General features: G+C 69.5%; 10 protein-coding genes and 2 pseudogenes. 8 read left to right on the forward strand and 4 right to left on the reverse strand.

All coding sequences use genetic code 11. The annotated features are described in order from the left end of the window. The first annotated feature begins 207 nt into the window (after positions 1-207). The 7 genes and pseudogenes from ACIA8D_RS09915 to ACIA8D_RS09945 form a co-directional block, all read left to right on the forward strand. The gene (locus tag ACIA8D_RS09915; protein WP_399230461.1) at positions 208-1419 is read left to right on the forward strand and encodes an ROK family protein; all 1212 of its coding nucleotides are present in this window, start codon (positions 208-210) and stop codon (positions 1417-1419) included. 121 nt (positions 1420-1540) lie between these two features. Further along, positions 1541-2659 carry a sugar ABC transporter substrate-binding protein gene (locus ACIA8D_RS09920; protein WP_399230463.1) on the forward strand — a complete coding sequence of 373 codons (1119 nt, stop codon included), beginning with the start codon at positions 1541-1543 and terminating at the stop codon, positions 2657-2659. Between the two features lie 187 nt (positions 2660-2846). Continuing rightward, positions 2847-3638: an ATP-binding cassette domain-containing protein gene (locus tag ACIA8D_RS09925; RefSeq protein ID WP_399230465.1), complete on the forward strand. Its 792-nt coding sequence runs from the start codon at positions 2847-2849 to the stop codon at positions 3636-3638. Continuing rightward, positions 3635-4939: a sugar ABC transporter permease gene (locus ACIA8D_RS09930; protein WP_399230466.1), complete on the forward strand. Its 1305-nt coding sequence runs from the start codon at positions 3635-3637 to the stop codon at positions 4937-4939. Before ACIA8D_RS09925 ends, ACIA8D_RS09930 begins: the two co-directional genes overlap by 4 nt. 226 nt (positions 4940-5165) lie before the next feature. Beyond that, the gene (gene dxs, locus ACIA8D_RS09935) at positions 5166-7088 is read left to right on the forward strand and encodes a 1-deoxy-D-xylulose-5-phosphate synthase (protein WP_399230469.1); all 1923 of its coding nucleotides are present in this window, start codon (positions 5166-5168) and stop codon (positions 7086-7088) included. Positions 7089-7235: 147 nt separating this feature from the next. Continuing rightward, positions 7236-8765, forward strand: coding sequence for an amino acid permease (locus tag ACIA8D_RS09940; protein ID WP_399230471.1), 1530 nt, complete (start codon positions 7236-7238; stop codon positions 8763-8765). Between the two features lie 295 nt (positions 8766-9060). Further along, a pseudogene (locus ACIA8D_RS09945) lies at positions 9061-9426 on the forward strand (glycosyltransferase family 39 protein); the annotation flags it as partial. A gap of 969 nt (positions 9427-10395) precedes the next feature. Here the strand turns inward: ACIA8D_RS09945 and ACIA8D_RS09950 are convergent. Next, positions 10396-11491 (reverse strand): annotated as a pseudogene (locus ACIA8D_RS09950) (LCP family protein). A gap of 351 nt (positions 11492-11842) precedes the next feature. Here ACIA8D_RS09950 and ACIA8D_RS09955 point away from each other — a divergent pair. Then, positions 11843-11992 carry a hypothetical protein gene (locus ACIA8D_RS09955; protein ID WP_399230474.1) on the forward strand — a complete coding sequence of 50 codons (150 nt, stop codon included), beginning with the start codon at positions 11843-11845 and terminating at the stop codon, positions 11990-11992. A 619-nt stretch (positions 11993-12611) separates the two neighbouring features. Here ACIA8D_RS09955 and ACIA8D_RS09960 read toward each other — a convergent pair. The 3 genes from ACIA8D_RS09960 to ACIA8D_RS09970 all read right to left on the reverse strand — a co-directional run bounded on the left by ACIA8D_RS09960 (position 12612) and on the right by ACIA8D_RS09970 (position 14262). Next, the gene (locus ACIA8D_RS09960; protein ID WP_399230476.1) at positions 12612-12779 is read right to left on the reverse strand and encodes a hypothetical protein; all 168 of its coding nucleotides are present in this window, start codon (positions 12777-12779) and stop codon (positions 12612-12614) included. A gap of 125 nt (positions 12780-12904) precedes the next feature. Continuing rightward, on the reverse strand, positions 12905-13297 hold the full coding sequence (locus ACIA8D_RS09965) for an NTP pyrophosphohydrolase (protein ID WP_399230477.1): 393 nt from the start codon (positions 13295-13297) through the stop codon (positions 12905-12907). After that, complete coding sequence (locus ACIA8D_RS09970; protein WP_399230479.1) at positions 13294-14262, reverse strand: hypothetical protein; 969 nt, start codon at positions 14260-14262, stop codon at positions 13294-13296. The genes ACIA8D_RS09965 and ACIA8D_RS09970 overlap by 4 nt, the downstream gene beginning before the upstream one ends. Positions 14263-14318 lie beyond the last annotated feature (56 nt).

Raw genomic sequence — 14318 nt, forward strand, 5'->3', positions numbered from 1 at the left:
CTTCCGCTGACGCCCCACCCGTTCCGCGAGCAGGGGTCGGGCCCCGAAGAGACGTCTCTTCGGGGCCCGACCCCTGCTCGCGTCGAAGGAACCGATTTCCGTCAAGGGCTTGACGGCGGAGACACCTTCAGCGGAGCTTGGAGTTCATAACTTGTACAAGGTCTGGTCACGTAGGGTGACGTGGGCCAAGGGACTAAGGGTGGGTCAATGGAGACTCCGGGGTCGCAGTCCTCGCTGCACCGGGCCAATCTCGAGCGGGTCGTGCGTGCCGTACGCCTCGCCGGGTCGCTCACGCAGGCGGAGATCGCGAGGGCGACGGGCCTGTCGGCCGCGACGGTCTCCAACATCGTCCGCGAACTGAAGGACGGCGGAACCGTCGAGGTCACGCCCACGTCGGCCGGTGGCCGCAGGGCCCGCAGCGTCTCGCTCAGCGGCGACGCCGGCATCGTGATCGGCGTCGACTTCGGCCACACCCACCTGCGCGTCGCCGTCGGCAACCTCGCCCACCAGGTGCTCGCCGAGGAGTCCGAGCCGCTCGACGTGGACGCCTCCGCCGCGCAGGGCTTCGACCGGGCCGAAGAGCTGGTCGAGCGCCTGATCGTGGCCACCGGCGTGGACCGGGCGAAGGTCGCGGGCGTCGGGCTCGGCGTGCCGGGCCCCATCGACGTGGAGAGCGGCACGCTCGGCTCCACCTCGATCCTGCCGGGCTGGTCGGGCACCAAGCCCGCCGAGGAGCTGGCCCGCCGCCTGGGCGTCCCCGTGCACGTCGACAACGACGCCAACCTCGGCGCGCTCGGCGAGCTGGTGTGGGGCAGCGGCCGGGGCGTGAAGGACCTCGCGTACATCAAGGTGGCCAGCGGTGTCGGCGCGGGCCTCGTGATCAGCGGGAAGATCTACCGCGGCCCGGGCGGCACGGCGGGGGAGATCGGGCACATCACGCTCGACGAGTCGGGGCCCGTGTGCCGCTGCGGCAACCGCGGCTGCCTGGAGACCTTCACCGCCGCCCGCTACGTGCTGCCGCTGCTCCAGTCCAGCCACGGCACCGACCTCACCATGGAGAAGGTCGTCCGGCTCGCGCGCGACGGGGACCCCGGCTGCCGCCGCGTCGTCGCGGACGTGGGCCGGCACATCGGCTCCGGCGTCGCGAACCTGTGCAACCTGCTCAACCCCAGCCGGGTCGTCCTCGGCGGCGATCTGGCGGAGGCCGGTGAGCTGGTCCTGGGGCCCATCAGGGAGTCCGTGGGGCGCTACGCGATCCCCAGCGCCGGACGCCAACTCTCGGTCCTCCCAGGGGCCTTGGGCGGCCGCGCCGAGGTGCTCGGGGCGCTGGCCCTCGCACTCAGCGAGATGGGCGATTCGATGCTTTTGGACGGGTCCGGTGCGGGGGCTGTGCCCGCAGCCACACCTGCCTTCACTTAGAGAACGCATGACACCGTTGCCAACCCGTTAAGGATTTACTCCTTGACGCTGCGGTTGCGGCCGAGTTGACTTCCAGCCACCTCGGCCGCAACGACGCGGCCTCGTCAGGGAGGTTTCTGAAGTGAACACGCGTATGCGTCGTGCCGCCGTTGCTGTCTGTGCCACCGCCATGGCCGTGTCCCTCGCCGCCTGTGGCAGCGCCAAGGAGTCCAAGGACGAGGGCGACAAGACCGCCGGGAAGAAGACCGACGCGCTGAAGATAGGGCTGCTCCTTCCGGAGAACCAGACGGCGCGTTACGAGAAGTTCGACAAGCCCATCATCGAGCAGCAGGTCAAGAAGCTGACGAATGGCAAGGGCAAGGTCCAGTACCTCAACGCCAAGCAGGACGCGTCCGTCCAGTCGCAGCAGATCGACACGATGATCACCAACAAGGTGGACGTGCTGATCCTCGACGCGGTCGACTCCAAGGCAGTCGCCAACGGCGTGAAGAAGGCCAAGGACGCGGACATCCCCGTCGTCGCCTACGACCGCCTGGCCGAGGGCCCGATCTCCGCCTACACCTCGTTCGACAACGAGGAGGTCGGCAAGGAGCAGGGCAAGGCGCTGCTGAAGGCCCTGGGCGACAAGGCCAAGCCGAGCAACGAGATCGTCATGATGAACGGGGCCGCCACGGACCCGAACGCCGGCGACTTCAAGAAGGGCGCCCACTCCGTCCTCGACGGCAAGGTGAAGGTCGGCAAGGAGTACGACACCAAGGAGTGGAAGCCGGAGAACGCCAACACCAACATGGAGGGCGCCATCTCCGCCCTCGGCAAGGACAAGATCGTCGGCGTCTACTCCGCCAACGACGGCCTCGCGGGCGGCATCATCACCGCGCTCAAGGGTGCGGGCGTCTCCAAGCTTCCCCCGGTCACCGGCCAGGACGCCGAACTCGCGGGCGTGCAGCGGATCGTGACCGGCGACCAGTACATGTCGGTCTTCAAGTCCTACCCGCAGGAGGCCGAGACCGTCGCCAAGATGGCCGTCTCCATCGCCAAGGACGGCAAGCTCGACAGCTCGCTGCAGACCACCAAGGTCGACAGCGGCACCGAGAAGGGCATCCCCTCCGTGATCGTCCCGATCGTCTCCCTGACGCAGGACAACATCAAGGACACGGTCATCAAGGAGGGTTACTACACGGTCAACGACATCTGCACGGCCAAGTACAAGAAGGCCTGCGACAAGATCGGCCTGAAGTAACCCGAGTGATCCGGGAGCGCGCTCAGCAGCCTCCCCCGCGGCCCTGACGGGCCCCTGATGCACGTCCGGCGCCCCGCCGCCAACAGCCCCGCAAGCTCAACGGCGCGGCGCCGGACGGAACACCAACACCCCCCTCATTCTTCTGAGTTCAACCTCCCGCCGGGCCAGACCCTTGGCGGTGAAGGAGATGGTTCACGTGTCCGCTACGCCCGTGCTGGCGTTGCGCGGGGTCTCCAAGCGATTCGGTGCCGTGCAGGCGCTCACCGACGTAGAGCTTGAAGTCCACGCCGGTGAGGTGGTCGCCCTGGTCGGCGACAACGGTGCCGGAAAGTCCACCCTGGTCAAGACGATCGCCGGCGTGCACCCCATCGATGACGGTGTCATCGAGTGGGACGGCAAGGCCGTCACGGTCAACCGGCCGCACGATGCCCAGGACCTGGGCATCGCGACCGTCTACCAGGACCTCTCGCTGTGCGACAACATCGATGTCGTCGGCAACCTGTTCCTGGGCCGCGAGATCAAGAAGCGCGGCATCCTCGACGAGGTCGAGATGGAGCGCCGCTCCCGCGAGCTCCTGGAGACCCTGTCGATCCGGATACCCAGCGTGCGGATCCCGATCGCCTCGCTCTCCGGCGGTCAGCGCCAGGTTGTGGCCATCGCTCGCTCCATGCTCGGCGAGCCCAAGCTGGTGATCCTCGACGAGCCGACCGCCGCCCTCGGCGTCGAGCAGACCGCGCAGGTCCTGGACCTCGTCGAGCGGCTGCGCGAGCGCGGTCACGCGGTCATCCTCATCAGCCACAACATGGCCGATGTGAAGGCCGTCGCCGACAAGGTCGCGGTCCTGCGGCTCGGCCGCAACAACGGCGTGTTCACGGTCAAGGACACGTCCCAGGAAGAGATCATCTCCGCCATCACCGGCGCCACGGACAACGCCGTGACCCGTCGTGCGGCTCGCGCGAATGGGGAGGCCCAGAAGTGAGCATCGACAAGACCCCAGAAGTGAGCGTCGAGAAGACCACGGCGCCCGTGGACGAGCCCGGCGTGGCGGCGGGCGCCGCCGTGACCGGCGTCGACCCCCGCCTCCTCGTGCGCGAGCAGGGCTTCGCGGGCTACCTCGGCGAGTTCAAGCGCAAGATCAAGGGCGGTGACCTGGGCGCCATCCCGGTCGTCATCGGCCTGATCATCATCGGCGCGATCTTCCAGAGCCTGAACTCCGCGTTCCTGGGCGCGGAGAACATCAACAACATCCTCGTGGCGATGGTCGCCACCGGCATGATGTCCGTCGGCATCGTCTTCGTGCTGATGCTCGGCGAGATCGACCTGTCGGTCGGCTCCGTCTCCGGCGTCTCATCGGCGATCACCGCGGTGCTCAGCGTCACGCACGGGATGAACGAGTGGCTCGCCGTCCTCATCTCGCTCGCCGCGGGCGCGCTCATCGGTGCCCTGCACGGCTTCTTCTTCGCCCGGCTCGGCGCCCCCGCGTTCGCCGTCACCCTGGCGGGCCTGCTGTTCTGGAACGGCTTCATGCTCCAGATCCTGGGCTCCAACGGCACCATCAACATCGACGGAGACGGCGTGGTGGGCAAGCTCACCACGTACTACTTCTCCGACGTCGCCGCCGCCTACGGGCTCGCCGTCATCGCGATCCTCGGCTACTTCGTGCCGACCTTCCTCGGCAACCGGCGCCGCGAGGCCGCGGGCATCCCGTCCCGGCCGCTCAGCGACATCGTGCTGCGCACGGTGCTGCTCGCGATCGCCCTCTTCGCCGTCGCGGTCATCTTCAACCAGTACAAGGGCCTGCCGCTCGCGGTGCTGCTGTTCGGCATCGTCCTCGTGGGCACCGACTTCCTGCTGCGCCGCACCTCGTACGGCCGCAAGGTCAACGCGCTCGGCGGCAGCGTCGAGGCCTCCCGGCGTGCCGGTATCAACGTCACGGCGATCCGGATCTCGGTCTTCTCCCTCGCGGGCCTGTTCGCGGCGGTCGGCGGCCTCTTCTGGGCCTCCAAGATCGCGGCGGCCAACCAGAGCGCCGGCGCCGGCGACCTCCTGATGAACGTCATCGCCGCGGCCGTCATCGGCGGCACCAGCCTCTTCGGCGGCCGGGGCCGCACCTGGAACGCGCTGCTCGGTGTGCTGGTGATCACGTCGATCCAGTACGGTCTCGCGCTCCAGGGCATCGCCACCCCGATCCAGTACATGATCACCGGTGGTGTGCTTCTCGCCACGGTCGTCATCGACTCGATCACCCGTAAGACCCAGAAGACGGCCGGCCGCGCCTGACGGCTGCCGACCCCTTCCGGCCAGGACCGACTGTGCCCGGCGTCAATGGTGACGCCGGGCACAGTCCTGCGTACGGGCCGTGCGGACGGTTCTGTTTCGTGACGAGGGCGTGACGAGGAACGCACAGCCCGCACGCCGCTTTCAGTGACGGAACATTAGACTCGACAGGCCCGACAAGCTCGACAGCTCAACCAGCTACTCACAGCTCTATCGCAAGGAGGCACGGGTGCCGCTGCTGACCCGCATCACGGGACCGCGCGATCTGGACCGGCTCAGCCTGGAGCAGCTGGACCAGCTGGCAGGCGAGATTCGGACCTTCCTCGTCGACGCGGTCTCCAAGACCGGCGGCCACCTCGGCCCGAACCTGGGCGTCGTCGAGCTGACGATCGCCCTGCACCGCGTCTTCGAGTCCCCCCAGGACAAGGTCCTGTGGGACACCGGCCACCAGTCCTACGTGCACAAGCTGCTCACCGGCCGCCAGGACTTCGCCAAGCTGAAGCAGAAGGGCGGCCTCTCCGGCTACCCCTCGCAGGCCGAGTCCGAGCACGACGTGATCGAGAACAGCCACGCCTCCACCGTCCTCGGCTGGGCCGACGGCCTGGCGAAGGCGAACGAGATCCAGGACCGCGGCGACCACGTGGTCGCGGTCATCGGCGACGGCGCGCTGACCGGCGGCATGGCCTGGGAGGCGCTGAACAACATCGCCGCGGCCAAGGACCGCCCGCTGGTGATCGTCGTGAACGACAACGAGCGCTCCTACGCGCCCACCATCGGCGGCCTCGCGAACCACCTCGCGACCCTGCGCACCACGGACGGCTACGAGCGCTTCCTGGCCCGCGGCAAGGACCTCCTGGAGCGCACCCCGGTCGTCGGCAAGCCCCTCTACGAGACGCTGCACGGCGCCAAGAAGGGCCTCAAGGACTTCATCGCCCCGCAGGGCATGTTCGAGGACCTCGGCCTGAAGTACGTCGGCCCGATCGACGGCCACGACATCGAGGCCCTGGAGTCCGCGCTCACCCGCGCCAAGCGCTTCGGCGGCCCGGTCATCGTGCACTGCCTCACCGAGAAGGGCCGCGGCTACAAGCCCGCCCTCCAGGACGAGGCCGACCGCTTCCACGGCATCGGCCCCATCCACCCCGACACCGGCCTGCCGATCAAGGCCTCCGGCGCCGACTGGACCTCCGTCTTCGGCGACGAGATGGTCAAGCTCGGCCGCGAGCGCGAGGACATCGTCGCGATCACCGCCGCGATGCTCCAGCCGGTCGGCCTGAAGAAGTTCGCCGACGAATTCCCCGAGCGGGTCTACGACGTCGGCATCGCCGAGCAGCACGCGGCGACCAGCGCGGCGGGCCTCGCCCAGGGCGGCCTGCACCCGGTCTTCGCGGTCTACGCGACGTTCCTCAACCGCGCCTTCGACCAGCTCCTCATGGACGTCGCCCTGCACAAGTGCGGGGTCACCTTCGTCCTGGACCGGGCCGGCATCACCGGCACCGACGGCGCCTCGCACAACGGCATGTGGGACATGTCCCTCCTCCAGGTCGTCCCCGGCGTCCGGATCGCCGCGCCGCGCGACGCCGACCAGGTCCGCGCCCAGCTGCGCGAGGCGGTCCAGGTCGAGGACGCCCCCACCGTCGTCCGCTACTCCAAGGGCGCGGTCGGCCCGGCCGTCGAGGCGGTCGGCAAGATCGGCGGCATGGACGTGCTGCGCGAGGCGGGGGCGGACAAGCCGGACGTCCTCCTGGTCTCGGTCGGCGCCCTCGCCCCGATGTGCCTGGAGATCGCCGGCCTCCTCGACAAGCAGGGCATCACGACGACCGTCGTCGACCCCCGCTGGGTCAAGCCGGTCGACGAGGCGATGGCCCCGCTCGCCGAGCGCCACCGCGTCGTCGTCACGGTCGAGGACAACTCCCGCGTGGGCGGCGTCGGTTCGTCCATCGCCCAGGCCCTGCGCGACGCGGGCGTCGACGTCCCGCTGCGCGACTTCGGCATCCCGCCGCGCTTCCTGGAGCACGCCTCCCGCAAGGAGATCATGGCGGAGATCGGCCTCACGGCCCCGGACATCGCCCGCCAGGTGACGGGTCTGGTCTCCAAGCTGGACGGCCGTCGCGAAGCCGCCGCGGTGGACGAGATGGAGCCCGCCCGCGACTGATCGCCTGCGACAGGTCGACCGGGGCCGGCCGATCCCCCATAAGGGGGCTCGACCGGCCCCATTCGCATGAATACGGTTGACTCACCCGCGCGCCGAAGCCAAGTCCTCTCGATCATGTCCGGGAGACGATGCCTACGGAGGTAGCCGGTGAGCACCACGCCAGACACGGGCCCGGAGCGGAGCCGCAACGGCCTGTTCCGGACCAAGTCCATCGAGCAGTCCATCCAGGACACCGAGGAACCCGAGCACAAGCTCAAGAAGACCCTCTCCGCCCTCGACCTCACCGTCTTCGGCGTCGGAGTCGTCATCGGCTCCGGCATCTTCGTCATCACCGGCACGGCCGCCACCGACTACGCGGGCCCCGCCGTGACCATCTCCTTCGTCGTCGCCGCCGTGGTCTGCGCCCTCGCCGCGCTCTGCTACGCGGAGTTCGCCTCGACGGTCCCGGTCGCCGGATCGGCGTACACCTTCGCCTTCGCCTCGCTCGGCGAGTTCCCCGCCTGGATCATCGGCTGGGACCTGATCCTCGAACTGGCCCTGGGCTGCGCGACGGTCGCGGTCGGCTGGTCGGGCTACGTACAGTCCCTCCTCGACAGCTGGGGCATCCCGCTCCCGACGGGGCTCCAGGGCCCCGGCTCGGGGCACGGCTTCAGCTTCAACATCGCCGCGTTCCTGCTGGTCGTCGCCGTGATGACGGTCGTCGTCGTCGGCATGAAGCTGTCGGCCTGGGTGACCTCGGTGGTCGTCGCCATCAAGGTCACGGTCGTCCTGATCGTGATCGCGGTCGGCGCCTTCTTCATCAAGTCCAGCAACTACACCCCGTACATCCCGCCGGCCCAGGACAACAAGAGCGGCTCGGGACTGAGCGCGACACTCCTCGAAGGCATCGCCGGCTTCACCCCGTCCAGCTTCGGCGTGATGGGCATCTTCACCGCCGCGGCCGTCGTCTTCTTCGCGTTCATCGGCTTCGACGTGGTGGCGACCGCGGCCGAGGAGACCCGCAACCCGCAGAAGGACGTCCCGCGCGGCATCCTCGGCTCCCTCGCCATCTGCACCGTCCTGTACGTGGCCGTGGCCGCGGTCGTCACCGGCATGCAGAACTACAAGGACCTGGACCCGGGCGCACCGCTCGCGGAGGCGTTCAAGTCGGTCGGCCACCCGTTCTGGGCGGGCCTGATCTCCTTCGGCGCGGTCATCGGCCTGACGACCGTCTGCATGATCCTGCTGCTCGGCCAGAGCCGCGTCTTCTTCGCGATGAGCCGTGACGGGCTGCTGCCCCCGGTGTTCAGCGCGGTCCACCCCAAGTTCCGCACGCCGTACCGATCGACGATCATCCTGGGCCTCCTGACGGCACTGGTGGCAGGCTTCATCTCCCTCGAAGAGCTCTCCAAGCTCGTCAACATCGGCACGCTCTTCGCCTTCGTCGTCGTGGCACTCGGCGTCCTCATCCTGCGCCGCACCCGCCCCGACCTGCCGCGCGCCTTCAAGGCCCCGTGGGTGCCGTTCCTGCCGATCGCCTCGGTGGCGTGCTCGGTGTGGCTGATGCTGAACCTGTCGGTGGAGACATGGCTGCGGTTCGCCGTGTGGATGGTGGTGGGCGTGGTGATCTACTTCGTGTACGGCCGCGGGCACAGCCGTGCGGCGCGGGGCGCCGCGGGGCGGAGCAACGCACAGTAACGGCGACTTGAACCCTCACCTCCATCTGCCCGCCCCCGTATGTCCCTCCTAAATGGGACATACGGGGGCGGATAGTTTGGCGCCCATGCTCACCGAGGCGCCTTCGTCCCGACCATCCGCATCCGAAGCCGACGAAGCCCCCTCACGACTCCCAAGACGCGCGAACTCCCGCCCCCGCCGCTACTGGCCCCGCCTGCTCCTCACCCTCATGGCCCTGGCCTGCGTGACCCGCGCCCCGTCCTTCACGCGCCCGCTGTGGAACCCGGACGAGGGCTATCTCGCGGTCCAGGCAAGGATGCTGGCGCACGGCGGCACGCTGTACGAAACCGTTGTCGACCGCAAACCCCCGCTGGTCCCCTGGCTCTACGAGGCGGTGTTCGCGCTCTTCGGCTCGGACTCGCTCACGCCGGTGCGGGTGTGCGCGGTGGCGGCGCACGTGGTGACGGCGGTGTTCCTGGCGTCCCTGGCGCGCGGCCGCTGGGGCGACACGGCGGGCTGGACGGCAGGCGTCCTGTACGTCGTGTTGTCCATCGGCCTCAACCCGGAGGACACGCAGGCCGCGACGTTCGAGGTGTTCATGCTGCCGTGGACGGCAGCGGCGCTGTGGTGCGCGGACCGCCGCAGGTGGGGCTGGTGCGGGGCGGCGCTCGCGGGGGCGTTCCTGGCGAAGCAGACCGGGGGAGCGGTGGTGGTGCCGGTGGTGTGGATGTTGTGGCGGGGGGCGGGGAGGCCGAGAGGTGGGTCGCGGCGGGGTGGGCTGTGGCGGTTTGGGCTGCTGCGGTGTGCCATTGGCCTCGCCGCACCGATCGCGGCCGCCGCACTGGCGACCAACCCCGCGGGCTTCCTCTTCTGGACGGTGACGGGGTCGGGCGCGTACGCCTCGATCACCGGCTCCGAACTCCACGTCCTGGTCCGGGGATTGACGAACGCGGCGATCCTTTCGGTGGCGTGCGCGGGCGTGCTGCCGCCGATCGCCCGGGTGCTGCGCATCGCGCGGACGGGCTGCGCAGACCTGTGGCTGTGGCTCGCGTCATCGTCGGTGGCGGTCGCGGCCGGCTTCCACTTCTTCGGCCACTACTACCTCCAACTGGTGCCACCCCTGGCCCTGTTGGGCACGCTGGCGCTGCACATTCTTCCCCGCGACAACCTGCGTCGCTCCTTGGTGGTCACGACATGCTGCGCCGCCCTGTTCCTGTCCTGGGGCCTGCTGGCCCCCCGCGCCGAACTGACCCACGCGGAACGGGTGGCCGCGGCTCTGCGCGACCACTCGTCCCCGGCCGACCGGGTCCTGATCTGGGGCATGCACCCGGAAACGTACTGGCTTGCCGACCGCACCCCGGCAAGCCGCTTCCTGACGGCGGGCCTCCTGACGAACTTCAGCGGGGGGCGGGACGGGGGGAAGGTGGGGGAGCGGCACGGGGTGGCGGGGGGTTGGGGGACGTTCCGGGCGGAACTGCGGAGGAGGCCGCCGGGGGTGGTCGTGGACGATTCGCGGGGGGAGGCGTACGGGCCGGGACGGGTGGGGGGCGGTGGGCCGGCTGCTGCGCGGGTATCGCGAAGTGGCCCGCGTGGACGGAGCCGTGGTGTACGAACGCGTCCAGGCGGGCGGGGAGGCCGCGGGCCGGAGCGGTTAGGAGCCGCCCTTCGCGGGCGACTTCTTCGCCGACTCGGGGATCTCCCGGTCGCTGCGGAGCGCCTTCCACAGGGTGTCGGCCTGCGGCTGCGCGGCCACGACCCGGTTGGGGTCCGCCTTGTCGTGCGCGACCGGCAGCATGATCGTCTCCATGCTCGCCGGGTCGACGCCCTGCATGCTGCGCCCGAACGTGGCGAGCTTCTTGAGCGAGGCGAGTCCGTCGTCGGTCGTGAGCGAAGCGGTCAGACTGTTCGCGATCTTGTACGTCTTGGTCGGGCTGTCCAGTAGATCCTGCTGCTTGATCTCGCTCAACAGGGCGATCATGAACTGCTGCTGGAGCCCGATGCGCCCGAGGTCGGAACCGTCCCCGACGCCGTGCCGGGTCCGCACGAAGGCCAACGACTGCGTGCCGTCCAGCTTGTGCGTGCCCGCGGCGAGGTCGAGCCCGCTGGACTTGTCGTGGATGGGCTTGTCGACGGTGACGCTCACTCCACCGATGGCGTCGACCAGGCCCTTGAACCCGGCGAAGTCGATCTCCACGAAGTGGTCCATGCGCACGCCGGACATCGCCTCGACGGTCTTCACGACACAGGCCGGACCGGCGAGCGAGTACACGGAGTTGAACATCACGCGGTCCGCCGACGGCGTCTTCGTACCGTCGTCCTTGGTGCACCCGGGGCGGGTCACGAGGGTGTCGCGGGGGATGCTCACGGCGGTCGCCCGTGACCGTCCCTCGGGAATGTGCAGCACCATCGCGGTGTCGGACCGGGCCCCGGCGGCCTTGCCGGTCCCGAGCGAGGCGTTCTTGCCCGACCGGGAGTCGGACCCGAGCACCAGGATGTTCTGCCCCGACGCGACGTCGGGAGCTTCTCGGGCCGGTCCCTGCCGATCGCCTTGTCGAGGTCGACGCCGTCGATGTTGCTGTTGAGATTGTTGTAGAGCCGGTAGCCGGTGCCGCCCGCGGCGAGGACGAGGACCAACAGGGTCCACAGAATGATCCGGCGCACGCGTCTGCCGCGGGTCTTCTGCTTGCGACGGCCACGCTGTGCGGAGGGGTCGAACGACGGCGCGAGGTGGTGGAGGTGTGGCTCATCGTGCCTGAGTCCTTGTGAGTCGTGCCCGTGGGGCGGGCGTTCGGTGTGAGGACTCGGGTGGGGGGGAGAGAGAGCCGGTCCGCGAGGTGCTGGGGGCTGCCGCGTACGGCACTCCCGACGTGGCGCTCGTCCGAGACGGCGCTCCTGATGCGCCCATCCACACCTGCGGCGAGACTCAGGAAGGTACGCCAAGCCATGCGGAGAAGGTCGCCAGAACTCCGGGATCCCGCCCGGCCATGGGTGGAGAGCGAGTGCGTGTCGCATCCGCCGCCGCGCACGGGCAGTGGCTCACGACCGGAAAGGGCGGGTCGGCTGAGCCTGTACGCCCCCGCCGAGGGTGGCCTGTTGAGGTGGACCGAGAGCGCCGTTGGTGGGAGGACCTGGGAGGGGCGGGGCTCCACGCGCGGTCGGTGCCGATCGCGCTGAGCGACGGCCGGATCGAGGTCGTCTCCGCCGCCGAGACCGGAGTGTTCGTCTGGGGGGCAGGTGCGGCCCGGTGAGGCCTTCACTGGGCCCCGCGGCTTCGGCCTCCACCCGGTGCCCGGAACGCTCGCGGTTGTCCAAAGCACCCGTGAGCGGGCGGAAGTTGCTCAACGGAATAGAGGCCTCGGGGTCCTGTCCCGTCGAGTACCGGTTCGCGCATGCCAAGAACGGCAACCGGCATCTGGTCGTCGTCTTCGCAAACTTCTCCGCGCCCGACGAATACGGCTGGTCGAACGGCGTCTTCGACAATCTGCGGGCGAACATCCTCTGGATCCGCGACAAGTTCGACGGCAAGAACACCTACTACTGGTGCAAGGGAATGGACTTCTCCCTGGAGCAGTCCGTCATCAGGCTGATCTCCAACGTCATGAAGTCCCTCGGTCTCACACCCGACCAGGTCACCATGTGGGGCGGATCCAAGGGCGGCAGCGCGGCCCTGTACTTCGGTCTGCGCTACGGATTCCGCAACATCGTCTCCATCGTGCCCCAGTTCCTCGTGGGCACGTACGTCGAGGGCAAGCACCCCACCGTGGCCCAGTACATGACGGGCGACGGCAACCGGCAGGAGAACGTAAGGGCCCTGGACGCGATCATCCCCGATCTGGTGCGGTCCGAGACGCACACCGACGCCAACATCTACCTGCTGTCGTCACCGCAGGACGAACAGTTCCCCGTCCAGGTCGAGCCGTTCCTGGGGCTGTTCCAGAGATACCGCAACTTCAACTTCGTCTTCAGCGAGTCCCCCTTCATCACCAACCACACCGACGTGACACGACGGAACGTGCCGGTGCTGATGGGGCTCATCAACTTCCTCATCGACGGAATGGCCCCGCACATCGGGTTCGTGCGCAATGGCAATGAGCAGCCGGAACCTCCACAGTGCTCGGCGTCCCGGTCGGCGTGCCGGCCAACGGCTACTACGGAGGTACCTACTGACCGTCCTGCGTCGGCCGGTCCCCCCGTTCCCGGCCGACGTCGCGGACCGCGCGCGGTCCCACCGTGCTCGCACCCAGTTCCGCCACCCGCCTCCGCAGCTCCCGGTCCGCCGTCACCACCACACACGCCCCCTCGGCCCTCGCCGCCACCGCCACGATGTGGTCGTCGCCCTCGCCGGAGGCGTTCTCCACCCGTACGCCGGGCACGGGCTCGACGCCGCGGGCCCGGCCCTCCAGGACCAGCACCACGTCCTCGTCGGGGTGCTCCCGCGCGTACTCGGCCAACCGGTCGCGCAGCCGCTCCGCCGCCGCGCGCCGATCCCGCCACCACCCGTCAGGCACGGATCCGACCACGTTCGCGCCGTCCACCACCAGGAGCGTCGTCATGGTCGCTCGCCCTTCTGCCACAGGTTCGTGACCCGGCCGAGCGCCGCGACGGCGTCTGCCGTGCGCTGTCCGTCCGTACGGATCCGGTTGCTGAACTCGATGTGCAGGAACGCTACGTGTTCCGCCGCCGCCTTGCGGCCCTGCACGTTCGTGCGGCCCTCCAGGGGGCAGGAGGCGGACCAGGCGCGGCACACGGGGAAGCCCCGGTCGTGCAGGGCGTCGGCGAGGAGCCGGCCCTCGGGGCGGGCGACCGTGCCGCGGCCCGTGGAGACGACTGCGTCGCGGCCCGGTGCGGAGGAGTCGGCGAAACCGTGGACCTGCACGGCGGGCAGACCGCGTTCGGCCAGCGCGGCGCAGACGGCGTCGAACACGGTGTCCTTGCGGTGTGCGACGTCCGCCGCGTCGCCCTCACCGGCCGCGCGGTGCGCGCCCGCAAGGACCATGAGGCCTCCGGGCGCACCACGCAGGACGCCGACACCGAGGCGTTCCGTGTTCCGGTCCGCGACCGGGTGCGGCACCTGGACCGTCCAGCGGTCGCTCGCGGGTGTGGCGTCCTGTGCGAGGTAGACCCGGCCCCAGCCGCGAGGCGCGGGTCCGGCGTCGCTGCGATCGGCGACTTCCGTATAACGGCGCCCCGTCGCGCTGTCGGTCAGCATGCGGACGGTGAAGTCGATGTCGGCGAGGGCGCGTCGAGCCGCGGTACGGTCCCCGTCGAGCAGCAGCCGCACGCCCCGCGCCACCGTGTCGCGGTCGCGGCGGGACGGTTCCTGGTACCCGGAGCCGGGTCGGAAGCGCGCCGTGTAGTCGTCGACGCGGGCCATCAGGTCGACGCCCGAGCGGCTGTCGGGTCGGGCGCGGGTGTCCGGCTCCCGGTCGCCGCCACAGGCCGTCAGCAGGCCGGTGGCGGTGGTGACAACGACAAGGATTGTTGCAATTGTGACCGTCTTCAGCTGGTTGGGCGTCATAGTTGTATAAAACTATCCCGGTGAACAGATGCCTCTCCCGTGTTCCCGGCCGGACC

Origin of the sequence: Streptomyces sp. NPDC051684, from assembly GCF_044453445.1 — a bacterium.
Classification (GTDB): domain Bacteria; phylum Actinomycetota; class Actinomycetes; order Streptomycetales; family Streptomycetaceae; genus Streptomyces.